The sequence below is a fragment of the Novosphingobium sp. genome, assembly GCF_036733805.1.
Lineage (GTDB): Bacteria > Pseudomonadota > Alphaproteobacteria > Sphingomonadales > Sphingomonadaceae > Novosphingobium.
Map to the genome: position 1 here is coordinate 48,765 of NZ_DAIMZT010000002.1, position 13,536 is coordinate 62,300.

Annotated in this window: 17 protein-coding genes and 2 tRNA genes; 9 read left to right on the top strand and 10 right to left on the bottom strand. The window is 60.9% G+C overall.

The window, feature by feature from the left end; genetic code table 11:
- Window positions 1-240: 240 nt before the first annotated feature.
- A complete protein-coding gene (locus V7D69_RS00880) occupies window positions 241-438 on the bottom strand; it encodes a hypothetical protein (RefSeq protein ID WP_324064634.1) in 198 nt (65 codons plus the stop codon).
- Window positions 439-705: 267 nt separating this feature from the next.
- Between V7D69_RS00880 and V7D69_RS00885 the strand changes: the two genes are divergently transcribed.
- A complete protein-coding gene (locus V7D69_RS00885; protein WP_324064644.1) occupies window positions 706-1,011 on the top strand; it encodes an alkylphosphonate utilization protein in 306 nt (101 codons plus the stop codon).
- A gap of 21 nt (window positions 1,012-1,032) precedes the next feature.
- On the opposite strand, the gene V7D69_RS00890 is transcribed toward V7D69_RS00885, so the two are convergent.
- Window positions 1,033-1,776 (bottom strand): DUF72 domain-containing protein, encoded by a 744-nt coding sequence (locus tag V7D69_RS00890; protein ID WP_333604841.1) that lies wholly within the window; start codon window positions 1,774-1,776, stop codon window positions 1,033-1,035.
- The gene (locus V7D69_RS00895) at window positions 1,773-2,210 is read right to left on the bottom strand and encodes a COG3650 family protein (protein WP_333604842.1); all 438 of its coding nucleotides are present in this window, start codon (window positions 2,208-2,210) and stop codon (window positions 1,773-1,775) included. Before V7D69_RS00895 ends, V7D69_RS00890 begins: the two co-directional genes overlap by 4 nt.
- 212 nt (window positions 2,211-2,422) lie before the next feature.
- Here V7D69_RS00895 and V7D69_RS00900 point away from each other — a divergent pair, with 212 nt between their 5' ends.
- Window positions 2,423-2,698, top strand: coding sequence for a hypothetical protein (locus tag V7D69_RS00900; protein ID WP_324060897.1), 276 nt, complete (start codon window positions 2,423-2,425; stop codon window positions 2,696-2,698).
- 112 nt (window positions 2,699-2,810) lie between these two features.
- Here V7D69_RS00900 and V7D69_RS00905 read toward each other — a convergent pair whose 3' ends face one another.
- The 6 genes from V7D69_RS00905 to recJ form a co-directional block, all read right to left on the bottom strand.
- Entirely contained in the window at window positions 2,811-3,209 is a 399-nt protein-coding gene (locus tag V7D69_RS00905; protein ID WP_324060896.1) for a hypothetical protein, read from the bottom strand.
- Between the two features lie 104 nt (window positions 3,210-3,313).
- Window positions 3,314-3,706, bottom strand: coding sequence for a DUF4440 domain-containing protein (locus tag V7D69_RS00910; protein WP_333604843.1), 393 nt, complete (start codon window positions 3,704-3,706; stop codon window positions 3,314-3,316).
- Window positions 3,703-4,047 carry an antibiotic biosynthesis monooxygenase family protein gene (locus V7D69_RS00915; protein WP_324060900.1) on the bottom strand — a complete coding sequence of 115 codons (345 nt, stop codon included), beginning with the start codon at window positions 4,045-4,047 and terminating at the stop codon, window positions 3,703-3,705. The genes V7D69_RS00910 and V7D69_RS00915 overlap by 4 nt, the downstream gene beginning before the upstream one ends.
- Before the next feature lie 539 nt (window positions 4,048-4,586).
- A tRNA-Glu gene (locus V7D69_RS00920) sits at window positions 4,587-4,662 on the bottom strand.
- A gap of 33 nt (window positions 4,663-4,695) precedes the next feature.
- Window positions 4,696-4,771 (bottom strand) — tRNA-Glu (locus tag V7D69_RS00925).
- A 91-nt stretch (window positions 4,772-4,862) separates the two neighbouring features.
- Window positions 4,863-6,650 carry a single-stranded-DNA-specific exonuclease RecJ gene (gene recJ, locus V7D69_RS00930; protein ID WP_333604844.1) on the bottom strand — a complete coding sequence of 596 codons (1,788 nt, stop codon included), beginning with the start codon at window positions 6,648-6,650 and terminating at the stop codon, window positions 4,863-4,865.
- Window positions 6,651-6,797: 147 nt separating this feature from the next.
- Here recJ and V7D69_RS00935 point away from each other — a divergent pair, with 147 nt between their 5' ends.
- Window positions 6,798-7,562, top strand: coding sequence for a hypothetical protein (locus V7D69_RS00935; RefSeq protein WP_324060893.1), 765 nt, complete (start codon window positions 6,798-6,800; stop codon window positions 7,560-7,562).
- A gap of 29 nt (window positions 7,563-7,591) precedes the next feature.
- Window positions 7,592-8,080 carry an AHH domain-containing protein gene (locus V7D69_RS00940; protein ID WP_333604845.1) on the top strand — a complete coding sequence of 163 codons (489 nt, stop codon included), beginning with the start codon at window positions 7,592-7,594 and terminating at the stop codon, window positions 8,078-8,080.
- A 23-nt stretch (window positions 8,081-8,103) separates the two neighbouring features.
- On the opposite strand, the gene V7D69_RS00945 is transcribed toward V7D69_RS00940, so the two are convergent.
- A complete protein-coding gene (locus V7D69_RS00945; protein WP_333604846.1) occupies window positions 8,104-9,051 on the bottom strand; it encodes an NAD(P)H-dependent flavin oxidoreductase in 948 nt (315 codons plus the stop codon).
- A gap of 214 nt (window positions 9,052-9,265) precedes the next feature.
- Here V7D69_RS00945 and V7D69_RS00950 point away from each other — a divergent pair, with 214 nt between their 5' ends.
- From V7D69_RS00950 to V7D69_RS00970, 5 genes are read left to right on the top strand one after another with little or no spacing between them, the layout of a single operon-like run.
- Window positions 9,266-10,663 carry a porin gene (locus V7D69_RS00950; RefSeq protein ID WP_324064024.1) on the top strand — a complete coding sequence of 466 codons (1,398 nt, stop codon included), beginning with the start codon at window positions 9,266-9,268 and terminating at the stop codon, window positions 10,661-10,663.
- 18 nt (window positions 10,664-10,681) lie between these two features.
- The gene (locus tag V7D69_RS00955) at window positions 10,682-11,626 is read left to right on the top strand and encodes a DUF6662 family protein (protein WP_333604847.1); all 945 of its coding nucleotides are present in this window, start codon (window positions 10,682-10,684) and stop codon (window positions 11,624-11,626) included.
- A gap of 10 nt (window positions 11,627-11,636) precedes the next feature.
- Window positions 11,637-12,167, top strand: coding sequence for an FMN-binding protein (locus V7D69_RS00960; protein WP_324064022.1), 531 nt, complete (start codon window positions 11,637-11,639; stop codon window positions 12,165-12,167).
- Window positions 12,151-12,996: an FAD:protein FMN transferase gene (locus V7D69_RS00965; RefSeq protein WP_333604848.1), complete on the top strand. Its 846-nt coding sequence runs from the start codon at window positions 12,151-12,153 to the stop codon at window positions 12,994-12,996. The genes V7D69_RS00960 and V7D69_RS00965 overlap by 17 nt, the downstream gene beginning before the upstream one ends.
- A complete protein-coding gene (locus tag V7D69_RS00970) occupies window positions 12,996-13,448 on the top strand; it encodes a hypothetical protein (RefSeq protein WP_324064020.1) in 453 nt (150 codons plus the stop codon). The genes V7D69_RS00965 and V7D69_RS00970 overlap by 1 nt, the downstream gene beginning before the upstream one ends.
- The last annotated feature ends 88 nt before the right edge of the window (window positions 13,449-13,536 follow it).

The following is a 13,536-nucleotide window of genomic DNA, read 5'->3' on the forward strand; positions in this document are numbered from 1 at the left end:
ACGCGTAAGTCGAGGCGCCCCTGAAATGCTACAAGGCGCGGCAGGTTATCCCTGTCGCGCCTTGCGCTCTCCCCTCCCTCGGCCCTTGGCGTTTCCCGAAGGTCGCCGTCTCTTTATTCAGGCTGACGTGCGCTGCAACCTGACAACCACCCGCCGATTTCCGGCCGAGGCGCCCGAAATCGCTCTACCTTTCATACCAGCGGACGATCCTCCCTTTCCAAAGCGATTGCACCGCCAAGTTCATTCGAAGCTGGCAGAATTTAGGCTGTGCTGGATAAGGACAAGATCGTCAGCTTGGGGAACCAGAGCGTCACGTGTGTGATCGTCATCGCCTGGCGAGGCAGATTTCACCTTGCCGTCACTGGCCCAACCCGCACCGGACATCGCCATTGCAAACAGAACTAAGCCCGCCTGCAATGCTGTCAGGAATTGCTTCATGACGCATCCTCTTCCTAGGCGGTAACGTACGTGCGTTCCGCCTTCTTCTGCTGATTGTTCTAGCATCGGCGCCGTCTAACGGAAAGCAAACAATGCTTAAGAAGCTTAGGAATCCGCCATTTTTGCATTGCAGCGTAATTGACGTACCACTTGGTACTCCCTTCCGGCACTCCCCTTTCGGGATGGTGGGCCAAGTTTTTGCTCGTCAAAGTGCGATGCTGCTGCCATGCCGCCGCGACACGGCAAGGGAGCCCGGCAATGGATGAAATGCCTGAAGGCGAGGATTACGTTTACGACGAGGAAAGCGGGGACTGGATGCCGGCCTCTGAACTCGCCGCCCGCCGCAAGGCCGCAGGCGAGGTGATCGTGCGTGACGCCGTGGGCAATGTGTTGGCAGACGGCGATCAAGTTACGCTGATTAAGGATCTCGAGGTCAAGGGCGCAGGCCAGATCCTGAAGCAGGGCACTCTGATCCGCTCCATCCGGCTGACCGGCGACGCTCAAGAGATCGATTGCAAGTATCCGGGCATCAAGGGTTTGGTCCTGCGGGCCGAGTTCGTCAAAAAGCGTTGACAGGCTTAGCCCCCGCGCCTGCTAAAGCCGGGCTATGAAAGCCTGCGCGGCCGCGGGTGCGCGAATTTTGGCGCCATTGATGAAAAAAACAAAGGTGTCTCGCCCGTCGGATGCCCAACAGCGCGCACGGTCGGCCCACTTGTCCAAGTCGCTCGGCTCGTAGCCGGTTGCCAACTCTTCCTGCGCGTCCTGCAGCCGTGCATAAGTGAAGGACGCCGTCTGTTCCGAAAAGGACGGGTATTTCGGAGAATCTGCAAGAACCACGGCAACACCTGCCCCCCGCGCCAGATCGAAGAAGGCCGGGTCGTCAAAGCTGGCGTGCCGAGGTTCTATGGCATGACGCAAGGCAATCCCGTCCTGCGTGGACGGCAGCAGTGACAGGAATGCCGCGATCTGGGCCGGATCGAACTTTCTGGTTGTCGGAAATTGCCACAGGATCGGTCCGAGCGCGTCGCCTAATTCAACAAGCCCCTGCCCAAGGAACCTGGCAATACTCTCGCCCGCTTGGGACAAGTCCTTGCGCTGGGTGCAGAAACGCGACGCCTTCAAAGCGAAGACGAAACCCTCCGGCACCACCTTGCGCCATTTTGCGAAGGTTGCAGGCGACTGAGTGCTATAGAAAGTGCCATTAACCTCTATGGAGGTCAGCCGCGAAGCTGCAAATTCCAGTTCGCGCGCCTTAGGCAGGTCAGCGGGATAGAAGGTGCCGCGCCAAGGTTCAAAGGTCCAGCCGCCAATACCCGCGTGGATAACCCCGGAACTCATTCGGCCTTGGTCCACGGTTGCCGCGCCGTCCAGCCGCATCCCTGACGCAGATCATCCCCCAACCGCAAAGTAACTACGAAAGGATAGCGCCTATCGGACATCCCGTCAGAACAATTGCCGGGCGTCACCGCCAGCGTCATGGCTCGGCTTCCAAGTTGTCCCGAAAAGGATATCCCGCCACGTCCGGCGAAGCGCCTGACCGGTATGACCGTGCCCGCTTGCTTTTCGGGGGTGGCATAAGTGAGTTGTCCGCCTTTCACTTCGCCGCTCCAGAATGGCTCGGCGCCCGTGATCCGGACCACCTCGTCCTCTTGCACGCCGTGAAAAGGAAGATGGTCATTGGCATTGCCGGACAGATCGGCGCCGTGTTCTCCATGGCAGCCCGCCAACCCTATGACGAAAGACATGGCAAACAAGGAAAGCCGCGGGATCATGTTCTTAGCGTTACCTGCCTGCATCCGGGTCGGCAAGCGACAGCGTCACCGCGCGCACGTCTTCGGAGGGGGAAGAACATTAAAGTTGCATAAAACGCAACAGGTGATCGAAGTTTGTAAATTGCCATGCTTAGCAAGATCAGCAATTGCTGCATCGCAACAAAAAGGGGTGTCAGAGGCAATCTTCCTGCACCCAGTCAAGGATTATTGCCATGTTCAAGACGATTATCGCCACCAGCGCCGCTCTCCTGGCTCTTCCCGCCGTCGCTCACGCCGGTGAAGCCCGCCAATTCTCGCATGAAGGTGTGGACTACTCTTACAGCACGACTCAGAAGGGTAACTCGACGGTCATCGATGGTCGCACTTCCCTCGGCGTTCCGTTCCATCTTTTCGTACGGGGTGAACGCGTGACGGGCACTTACGACAGCCACTATGTCAGCTTCACCAAGGCCGATGTGGCTCGCCAGTTCAATCTGCCCGCAAACTGATCGGCGCAGGTCTGCGCGACAGGCAATCCTTTCATAGCCTGTCGCGCATCACTTCACGAAAAAGGCGCCATCGCATCCGATGACGCCTTTTTCGCGTGGGCGACAGCCAAAGTCAGTGTACTTGCTGCAACGCATTCCGGTTAGTGACGAGACGCACCTGGAGCACGCCTCCAGAATCCTCCACCTCATGTTTTTCGCAGATTTCGGCCAGGCGCGTTGCAATATCTTCGTCACCGGCGCCGAGCGGCATCGGGTAGCGCGCGATGACCATGTCATCGAGCGTGTCGACGACACAGAAATGGCAGGTGCGGGCGCCTTCGGCCAGAGCATCAAGATCAAATGCTTCTGCCAGATCCCAGCGGCCGCCGTCGCGGGAGCGGATCGGCCGCTGGCAGTAACGGCAGGTGCAATGCATCACACCATCAACCTCCCGCCGCCGCCTGCCCTCGGGAACGTGGCGACGCATGTACCAGCATTGGGCAACAATCGCGGGATTGATCTTGCTGAGCATGGGCACACCTGTCGTCGCGAATTTCGGCTCTCTGCGGTCGTAAACCGCCTACATAGCAACTAACACGGCGGCGCCCCCCAAACGTTAAGGGCCCGGCCGATCGCTCACCCCAGCGTTGCGTAAATTTCCGCCACGATCACCCATTCCCCCAACACCTCGCGCCATTTCGCACTGTAATCCCCAAAAGCCAGCGCCCTGCCGGAACTGGCCTCGGTCGCTTGCCAATGACCATGCTCAAGCGCGACCGGCTCTATCCGGGAAACGGCAATGGCTGCCGGAGTACGCGTGTAGATCATCCGAGCCGGACTGGCGAACTCTCGACGCCAGACTTTGAGCTGCGCGTTGCGTCCGGCCACGACCTCGCTGTCGCTGCCCGTCACCATCATCACATCGCGCCCCAGCACGGACGAAATCGCGGCGACATCGCCTTCGACGATAGCACGGTTGAATGCCGCCCGGCGCGCGCGGATAGCCAGTTCCGTCGTGGGATTGGTCACGTCCGCGAAGAATCCCGCAAAGGCAAGTCGCGATCGAGGAGATCATCTGTGACTTCCAATAGCATCATCGGCTCATCCGCCGCTTCGCTGATCGCATCAAGGAAGGCGCCACGCGTTTCCTGATCGGCATAGACCATCTTGGAATCATAAGCCCGCTGCCACGTCTCCCGGTCGGGCCATTCGGCTACGCCGATAAAGCGCCCTCCCTCCTCGTCCCAATGAAGCCTCGATCCGAGCGAGCCGTAAGTCGCACGGATCAACTCCGTCCCCCGCCGCCAGGCCGCGCGAAATTGCGCCTCTTTTCCGGGATGAACCTTCCACCAATAAGCAGCGACGAACATGATCCCTCCTTTCGGGCGTTCTCCACGGCTGGCGAAACCAGTCCGCCATTTCTCATCCATCAGTTCGCCGGCAGCAAGGGAGTGACTCACATTTCCACCGTCTCCTTCGTCGATCTGCCGACCGTGCGCCACCAAAGCGACCGTGCTAGCCGTCCAGCGCCGACCTGGTCACTTAAGCTCTTTTCCTTCAAGGGAGGGCAAGATCACTTCACGAACCCATGCAGACCGCCGCGATCTACGCTCAAAATCCCGTTCGATGCGACGAAGCTCAATGCTCCGCGGGACGACACCGCTTTTTCCTCGTTGCACTCGCATCCATGTCGCTGGTTGTGAACCAAGCGATATGCGCTGACTGACGCCGTTCAGCATTTCCTTGGAGACGATGTGCTTGTCGAGCGTTAGATAATTGCCGCCGCGCAAGACGGTTCTTCAGCGTTTGCCAGCCTTGCGCCGCTTTGCGCTAGGCATATGGACGCACGGTTCGAACGCGGCGGAATATCGGCCTGATTCAGGCTGAGACATTATCTGAACTGTAAAGCTGGTGACCCCTACGGGACTCGAACCCGTGTTTCAGCCGTGAGAGGGCCGCGTCCTAGACCGCTAGACGAAGGGGCCATAGCCATTTGGCCTGCCTAGCACTGCATCGGATGGTGACCCCTACGGGAATCGAACCCGTGTTTCAGCCGTGAAAGGGCCGCGTCCTAGACCGCTAGACGAAGGGGCCGTTCCGAGCAGTGCCGGAGGCAGGACCGGCGCTCTAGCGGCGGGTTGCGGGGGGGTCAAGCCCCGCGCGAGATAAAATCGACTCGTGCCTTTCAGTCGGCGAAAGCGGCATCATCCACGTGAAGTTCGGCCTGTGGGCGGGTGCCCCAATCATCGATCTTCGCGCGGCCGGCCAGCCATAGACGGCGATCAGCCGCCGTATGTAGCAACGCCTGGCCCATCTCGGTTTCAACGGCGCGGAAGGCCATGGCTTTAAAACGTCCGCCGTCCGGGCCGCCCACGATCAGACGGAGGTGATCGACGCCCACAATATCTGCCTTCATGATGCGCACCGGCCCTACTGCCACGCGCGGACCGGGCCAGCCCATGCCGAAGGGACCAGCGCTTTCCAGGGTTTCGATCAACTGCGTCGTCAGGCCGCGCGGTGCAACGGCCAGGTCCAGCAGAACGGACTGGTTGGCACCGGCCCGCGAGACGTCGGCGGCCAGCTGCGAGTCCAGCCACTCCGACAGGGCCTCGAGCTTCTCCGGGGCCACCGTCAAACCCGCTGCCATGGCGTGTCCGCCGCCGGCGACAAGCAGGCCCGCCTCGCGTGCGGCAATGATTGCGGCGCCCAGATCCACGCCGGCGATCGAGCGACCAGACCCTTTGCCGCAGCCGGCTTCATCCGCCTCTAGCGCGATGACCAGCGTGGGTTTGCCGGTCTTTTCCTTGATCCGCCCGGCCACGATGCCGATGACGCCGGGGTGCCAACCGACACCGGCCAGGATGAGGACCGCGCGGTTGTGCTGGCGCTCGATCTGCGCCTCGGCGGCTTCCTGCACCACCTGCTCGATCGCGCGCCGCTCGTCATTGAGCCGCGAAAGCTGAGCGGCGATCTCACGCGCTTCCTGTGCATCGGTAGCCGTGAGTAGACGCACGCCGAGGGTGGCTTCCCCCACACGGCCGCCCGCATTGATGCGCGGCCCCAGCGCGAAGCCCAGGTCGGAACAGGTCGGAGCACGGTTCAGGCGGCTTGCGTCGATCAGCGCCGCCATGCCGATATTGTCGCGCCGGGCCATGACCTTGAGTCCTTGCGCCACCAGGGCCCGGTTAAGACCATGAAGCGCGGCCACATCCGCAACGGTGCCCAGTGCGACCAGATCGAGCAGGGCGAACAGGTCAGGCTCCGCCCTTGTCTCGAAATAACCACGCCGCCGCAAAGTGCGCAGGGTCGCCACCGCCAGCAGGAAGGCGACGCCCACGGCGGCGAGATGGCCGTGACCGGCGGCAACTTCGCCTTCGTCCAGCCGGTTCGGGTTCACCAGAGCGGCGGCGCGGGGGAGTTCGGGAGCACACTTGTGATGATCGACCACGATCACGTCGACACCGGCCTCGTGCGCCATGTCCAGGGCCTCGTGCGCCATGGCGCCGCAATCGACAGTGACGATGAGGCTCGAGCCTTCGGCCCCGATGCGCACCAGCGCTTCTCCGCTGGGGCCATATCCTTCAAGCAACCGGTCAGGAATGTAGTAGCGCGCCTCATGGCCCAGGCGCCGCATCAGCAGGATCAGCAACGCGGCGCTGGTCGCTCCATCCACATCATAGTCGCCATAGACTGTTAACGTTTCGCCGGTCATCACCGCCTGTGCGAGACGTTCGGCGGCCGCGTCCATGTCGCGAAACTGGGATGGGTCGGGCAGGAAGGCCCGTAGTGACGGAACGCGATGGCGAGCCAAGTCTTCACGGGCGACACCGCGGGACAGCAACAATTGAGTGACGATATCGTCCTCAAGACCGCCCGCCCCTTCCGACAAGTGCATGTTGCCGCCGCGCCAGCGCCAGACCTTGCCGGTGAGCGAGCGATCGATGCCGAAGACATTGGCGGAGCGTGAATCCATAGGCCGTACGGTTAAACGAGCCCCTGCCCGCCGAAAAGGGCGGCGAGCACGAAGTTGCGGACAGGCGAAAGACATACCATCGAAAACGGACTCGACGGCGGAAAGCAATTCGGGCCTATTGGGCGGTAAATCCTGCGGGCGGAGTTTGTGGAATTGTCTGGCCATTCATCAAGCGGCGACACGCCTGAAGGAATTTCGCTGTTATTCGCCGCTGGTTCGCGATTGTCCGCCGTCGATCTTGCCCGTCTGCTGGATACAGCTGAAGCCGGCGTTTCCGCCCGCATCAGCCACCGCCCCGATCCAGCGGAAGGCTGGCTCGAAATATTGATTGCGGGCTTGACCTTCGAACTGCGCGGGCTTTCACCGGCCGATCCCGCTCCCTGGGAAAGCGCCGCGCATATCTATGGTTTCGATAGCGCTCCACCTGCCGGTGGGTTGGAGGCTGTCGAACTGGTTCCTGCCCGGCACATCGCCAGCGGAGCCAGGTTGTTTCCAGTAATGCGCGCGATGCTGAAGTTCGCCGCCGATCTTGCCCTGCAGGTTCCGATGGCGGCGGTTGTGTGGCAGCCGGCCGGAACGATGATGGAGCCGCGCTATTTCTCCCGCGTGGTCCTAAACTGGCTAGCTGGAGGGGCTTTTCCCGCATTGGGCCTTACCGCGCTCATCCCTGCTGGCGATGGCAGCGTGTACAGTGACGGGCTGTCCCATTTTATCGGCCAGGAAATGCAGCTTGAAGGGGGCGAGAACGAAACCCCGGCGGAAGCGGTGAAGCTGGCGATCCGCCTTGTCGATCATCTGGTATCGCAAGGGCCGATCGCGGCACCGCAAGTGATAGAGCAGGAAAATGCCACTGTGCTGGCTGAGCCTTCCGCTGCTGGCCGGCGAGTCTGGATATCGCGCCTGCGCCGTTAACCGCAGAAGTCGGACATTTGCGACAGCACTTGCCATTTCGCGCAGTTAATCGCCGCGGCAAGCCGGGTTACGATCCGGGCCTGCAGAGGCATCATCTGCTGCCTCTGCAATTGCTGGCCCGTTCTTCGCTGCATCGCATGTTCGCGGCGATCGGCGGAGAACATCATCGGTTCGACGATTTTCGCACGAATGGATTGCTGCTGCCCTGCGCCGAACCGGCAGCGCTGCGCTTGATGCTGCCACTCCATCGCGGCCCGCATCGTCATTACAGCGGACTTGTGATGGAACGGGTCGGCCAGATCGAGGCGACGTGGGCACGAACACGATGCCGCAATGCAGAAACAGCGGCGCTACATGCCCGTATGCGCCTGAACCTGTTGCAAAGGGCATTGCGCCGCTTTCTGCTCGATTGTCGGTCGCGGCGATTGCTTCTCAACCGGCGGGACCCCCTGCGGACCTCTTCGGACTTTTCGGACCTTGATGCCGTGGCTGACGCCTTGTGGGGCGCAACCGGCTAGGAAACGACCGGAGAACCTGCGCTTCATCTCTCATCGATGCGACCGGGCAATTCCCTCTTTGCAGCCTGATACTGGGCCAGCAGCGTTTCGACACGGGTTGCGACCGGTTCGATGGCCTTGATCGCCCCGACACCCTGGCCCGCGCCCCAGATATCCCTCCACGCCTTGGCATCAGAGTTGCCGCCCGAACCGAAGTCCATCTGGTTCTTATCGCCCTGCGGCAAATTGTCCGGGTCGAGGCCCGCGGCCGCAATCGAAGGACGCAAGTAATTGCCGTGCACGCCTGTGAACAAGCTGGAATAGACAATGTCGGCAGCGCTGCTCTCAACGATCGCCTGCTTATAGGCTGCAGCAGCATTCGCTTCCGACGTGGCGATCCAGGGCGTACCGATATAAGCAAAGTCCGCGCCCATGGCTTGCGCCGCCAGAATGGAGCGGCCGCATGCGATTGCGCCGGAAAGTGCCACCGGGCCGTCGAACCAGGCGCGAATTTCCTGCATCAGAGCGAAGGGCGATTGCCGTCCTGCGTGACCGCCGGCGCCTGCCGCCACGGCAATAAGCCCATCCGCGCCCTTCTCAATCGCCTTGCGTGCAAAGCTGTCATCAATCACGTCATGTAAGACGATCCCGCCCCAATTGTGAATCGCGGCGTTCACTTCCGTGTTGGCGCCGAGGGAAGTAATGACCAGCGGAACTTTCCACTTCGCCAGCGTCTTGAGGTCTTCGTCCAGCCGCGCGTTGGTCTTGTGAACGATCAGGTTGACCGCGAACGGAACGCCGCAGCGCGTCTCTTCGGTAATGCGATGCAGCCATTCGTCCAACTGGCTTGCGGGACGCGCATTCAGCGCCGGAAAGCTGCCGACAATCCCAGCGCGCATTTGCGCGATCACCAGGTCCGGGTTGGACACGATAAACATCGGCGCGGCGATAACGGGCAAGCGCAAACGTTCGAGAATTGCGGGAAGAGGCATGTCGCGTCCGGTCTTGATGGGCAGATCAAGCGAGGCATAGGACCCGCCCTCCTCACTGTCGAGAGAACTCCGCCGGGGGAAGATGGGAGTCGGGCCCTCAGCGCATTTAGACACATCGGAAAAAAATCAGCAACAGATCAGCAATCTTCTATTGCGACGTATTATCATTATCTGTTAGGCGGCACTCGCTACCGATTGGGATCAAGGGGGGTTCGTGAAAAAGTTCGCCATCCTGCTGGCGACGGCATCGTTTTTGCCGTTGATGCCAGCTCGCGCCGATGAGGCATCGCTGCAAGCCGAGATCGCGCTGCTCAAGCAACAAGTGGCTGCGCAAAACCAGACGATCGCTGCGCAGACCGCGCGTCTCGATCAGCTGGAAGCGCAGATGCGGGGCGGCTCCGCTCTCGCCGTGCAGCAGAACGGCGCCCCTGCCAGTATAGCCTCCACCGCCCCGGAACTCGCGGCTTCCCCGGTTTCAACCGGAGCGGAAACGCCGAATACCGCGCCAACGCTTGCCCTCGCCAGCCCTTCCGCATCGGATACGACGATCGGCGGCTACGGTGAGATTACCTACAATGGGTACGTTCACAATGCGAGTCGCAACCAGGCCGATCTGAACCGTTTCGTCCTGTTCTTTGGTCATCGCTTCAACGACAAGCTGAGCTTCAACAGCGAAGTCGAAGTCGAACACGCCGTGTCGAGTTCTGAAGACCAGGGCGAAGTCGAGATCGAACAAGCCTATCTGAACTACACTATCAAGCCGGCTCTCAACGTGAAGGCGGGGCTGTTCCTGATGCCGTTCGGCTTCATCAACCGCAATCACGAGCCGCCCGTGTTTTTCGGTGTCGAGCGCAACGAGGTTGAAACGCGGATCATCCCTTCGACGTGGCGCGAAGGCGGTGTCGGCCTGTGGGGGAGCACTTCCTTCGGTCTTTCCTACGATGTGGGCGTAACCACCGGCTTTGACGTCGCCAAGCTGGACGATGCCGGCGCCCCACTTCGCGGCTCGCATCAAGAGCTGCAGCTTGCCAAAGCAGCCAGCTTGTCCGTCTACGGCTCGCTCGAATACATGCCAACGCCCGGGCTGTTGATCGGTGGCGCGATCTTTCACGGAGGCGCCACGCACAGCAATGCGGATTTCCGACGGGACGATACTCTCCCCGACTTTGCCGGGGTCAATGCCAAGGTCACGTTATGGGATGTTCATGGCCGCTGGCAGCACAACGGCCTTGACCTTCAAGCTCTTTATGCACGCGGCACGATCAGCCGCGCGGCCGCACTCGATGGTGTAATCGCTGCGTACAATACCGCCCATGGCACGGAGTTGCCGGTCGCGCCCTCAGCATTCTACGGCTGGCTGATTCAGGGCGCTTACAGCTTTCCCCTTGGCAGCACGATCACGCTCGACCCGTTTGTCCGCTACGAATTGTACAATACGCAGGCTTCGCTGCCAGTCGGCTTCACCGCCGATCCGACCAATCGCGACCGAATCCTGACCGCGGGCCTCTCGTTCCATCCTTTGCACGAAGTGGTGGTGAAGGTCGATTATCAGAAATTCTTCGAGAACTCGACCAATGACCGGGTCAATCTCGGTCTAGGTTACATGTTCTGATATCACGGATAACTATCGATGCGCGTCACCATATTATGCCCTTTCTACCCGGTCACCGTGGCCATGTTCCTGGCTGCGACTCCAGTTCATGCCGACGAACCGCTCTTCGGATTCATCAATACGACCGACACTCTACCCAAGGGGCAGAAAGAGCTGGAACAGTGGGTGACACTGCGCGAGGGGCGCTCTCAAGGAGACTTCAACCTGGTGCAGACCCGTACGGAAGCGTCTTACGGCGTCAGCGATGACCTGCAGCTTTCGGGCTATTTGAATTTTGCCTTCGCCAATACCTTCCGCAATACCCCATCCGGCGAGACTGCGCCGCCGGAGGTATTTGCCGACTTCGCCTCCGATCCTGATCGCCGCTTCAGAAAGGCCCGGCTGGAAACTGTGTCGCTCGAGGCCGTCTACCGCATCGCAAGCCCCTATACCTCGCCACTCGGCGTCGCCCTTTATGTCGAACCATCGATCGGACCGCGCACTCGTGAACTGGAGACAAGGCTCATCCTTCAGAAGAATTTCCTGCAGGATCGGCTGGTGTTCGCCGCCAACGCGACGTTGGGTTATGAATGGCGCAAACTGCTTGCCGATCCAGCCGCCGATCCCGGCTCGATAGAGGCGACTAATCATTGGGACAAGGAAACCGACGTCAACTTCGGTTTTGCCGGCAGTTACCGCTTCGCACCCAACTGGTCCGCTGGCGCTGAAATCCAGAACGAGCACGAATGGGCTGGCCTTGATCCCTTCAACGGGTCGAAACGCACGAACGAAGCATGGTTTCTGGGTCCCACTCTTCATTACGGCGGTCGACACTTCTTCGCGACCTTCACCACGTTGTTCCAGATGCCATGGGCGCACGATTACGCTAATCGGGGTGCGGACAGCTTCGTCGTCAACGGGATCACCAATGCCGATGACTTCGAAAAGCGCCGCTTCCGCCTGAAAGTCGGCTACTATTTCTAAGGGTCGCATCATGAATCGTTCGCATTTCTATCTCGTGTCGGCAGCCGTCCTGGCCGCCCCCAGCGCCGTTCACGCCACTGTCTATATGACGCCCGAACAGGCAGGCGCGGCAATGTTCCCAGGCGAGGCGCTCCATCCGTTCTTTCGCGAACTCACCGCAGGACAAGTGACTGAGATCAAGCGGGCGGCGGGAGAGGCGCCTCTGTCAAAAGACCTGCACGCCTGGCGCGCTTCCAGCGGCGGATGGCTGATCGTCGATCGTGTGGTGGGCAAGCATGAGTTCATCACTTTCGCGCTCGCGCTGGACGCGTCAGGCGCGGTCAAGGGCATCGAGATCCTTGATTATCGAGAGAGCTACGGCAGCCAGGTGCGGGATGCTCGCTGGCGCGCGCAGTTCACCGGCAAGCGCGCGGGCCAATCGCTGCAGCTGGGACGCGAGGTGAAGAACATCTCAGGCGCGACGCTTTCGTCCAAGCATGTGACTGACGGCGTGCGCCGGCTATTGGCGACTTATGCCATCGTCCTTGCACACGCTTCCTGATCCGGTTACCCGCTGCCGGCCCCTGCTCGGCACCTTCGTCGAGATTACTGCGCCGGACGGTCATGGTGAAGCGGTCAATGCCGCCTTCGCCGCGATTGCGCATGTTCACGGGCGCATGTCATTTCATGAGCCCGCGAGCGACCTCGCCGTGATGCGCAAGGCCCAGGTCGGCGAATGCGTCGCCATCGACCGCGAAACTGTTCGCGTGCTGCGAACGGCGCAGGCCCTTCATGAGGCATCGGACGGTCTTTTCGATGTCACGGTGGGCCGCAGCATCGTCAGTGGTGGATTCCTGCCCCGAAACGGCCTCGGACCGCTCAAGCAATATGACGGGACCGCCACCGACGTCATCATCGAGGATGATACGCATATTCGGCTCGCCCGCCGCGTTTTGATGGATCTTGGCGGGATCGCCAAAGGCCACGCGGTGGATCGAGCGGTCGAGACACTTATCGAACATGGTGTTCCCGGCGGCCTCGTCAACGCCGGCGGTGATTTGCGCGCATTTGGTAGCGCTGACTGGACAATCGGCCTGCGCGATGCTGACGAGCTTGTGCGCTTGGACATGGTCATCCGCGATTGCGCCGTCGCCAGTTCGGCCAACCTCAACAACCGCCGCCTGCTGCGGGGCTCGCTCCGCTCTCCGCACATCGGGCGGCGGGGACAACCGGTTCTGACCGGCGAGCGCACTACCGTTGTCGCCGAATTGTGCGTGATCGCCGACGCTATGACCAAGATCGCCATGGTGGACGCCGATCTCGCGGACACCCTTCTTGCTGACTACAAGGGACACGTCGTGCGCGCTCTCGCTTCGCAGGTAATGAACTGATGCCGAACCGCCGCACCGCCAAGCTCGCCCGGTGGCAGATATGGCTGCTGACCTTGCCCGGTTCGGGCCTATGGCTGTCAGGCGCGGCGTGGCTCCTGCTCCATTATTTCGGCCAGAAGCAAGGTGATTTCGGCCCTGAGACTAATCCTATCGAGCCTTGGATGATGAAGGCCCACGGGCTTGCTCTGATACCGGCACTGCTTGGCATCGGCGGCATGTTCGTTGTCCATATCCCAAAAGGTTGGACTCATCTGCACCAGCGCGTTGCCGGTATTGCCCTGTGCGTGGTGCTCAGCTTGCTGATCGCCAGCGGATACCTTCTCTATTATGTCGGAGACGATACCACGCGGACCTGGGCCAGCAAGGTCCATTGGTTGATCGGGCTTGGATTGCCGGTCATTTTCGTATGGCACTATCTCAATGGGCTGAGCGCCAGAAAGCGGCGAAACTAGCCATATCGTCACACGCGACGGCGCAACTCCACGCAGCCATTTCGCATCTCCGGCGTTGAGGGGACGTTCGCGATCTCCGGCGGACGGA

Coding starts and splice junctions, on each gene's coding strand:
- V7D69_RS00880 (WP_324064634.1), bottom strand. CDS start 438: ATGAAGCAATTCCTGACAGCATTGCAGGCGGGCTTAGTTCTGTTTGCA.
- V7D69_RS00885 (WP_324064644.1), top strand. CDS start 706: ATGCCTGAAGGCGAGGATTACGTTTACGACGAGGAAAGCGGGGACTGG.
- V7D69_RS00890 (WP_333604841.1), bottom strand. CDS start 1,776: ATGAGTTCCGGGGTTATCCACGCGGGTATTGGCGGCTGGACCTTTGAA.
- V7D69_RS00895 (WP_333604842.1), bottom strand. CDS start 2,210: ATGATCCCGCGGCTTTCCTTGTTTGCCATGTCTTTCGTCATAGGGTTG.
- V7D69_RS00900 (WP_324060897.1), top strand. CDS start 2,423: ATGTTCAAGACGATTATCGCCACCAGCGCCGCTCTCCTGGCTCTTCCC.
- V7D69_RS00905 (WP_324060896.1), bottom strand. CDS start 3,209: ATGCTCAGCAAGATCAATCCCGCGATTGTTGCCCAATGCTGGTACATG.
- V7D69_RS00915 (WP_324060900.1), bottom strand. CDS start 4,047: ATGTTCGTCGCTGCTTATTGGTGGAAGGTTCATCCCGGAAAAGAGGCG.
- recJ (WP_333604844.1), bottom strand. CDS start 6,650: ATGGATTCACGCTCCGCCAATGTCTTCGGCATCGATCGCTCGCTCACC.
- V7D69_RS00945 (WP_333604846.1), bottom strand. CDS start 9,051: ATGCCTCTTCCCGCAATTCTCGAACGTTTGCGCTTGCCCGTTATCGCC.
- V7D69_RS00955 (WP_333604847.1), top strand. CDS start 10,682: ATGCGCGTCACCATATTATGCCCTTTCTACCCGGTCACCGTGGCCATG.
- V7D69_RS00960 (WP_324064022.1), top strand. CDS start 11,637: ATGAATCGTTCGCATTTCTATCTCGTGTCGGCAGCCGTCCTGGCCGCC.
- V7D69_RS00970 (WP_324064020.1), top strand. CDS start 12,996: ATGCCGAACCGCCGCACCGCCAAGCTCGCCCGGTGGCAGATATGGCTG.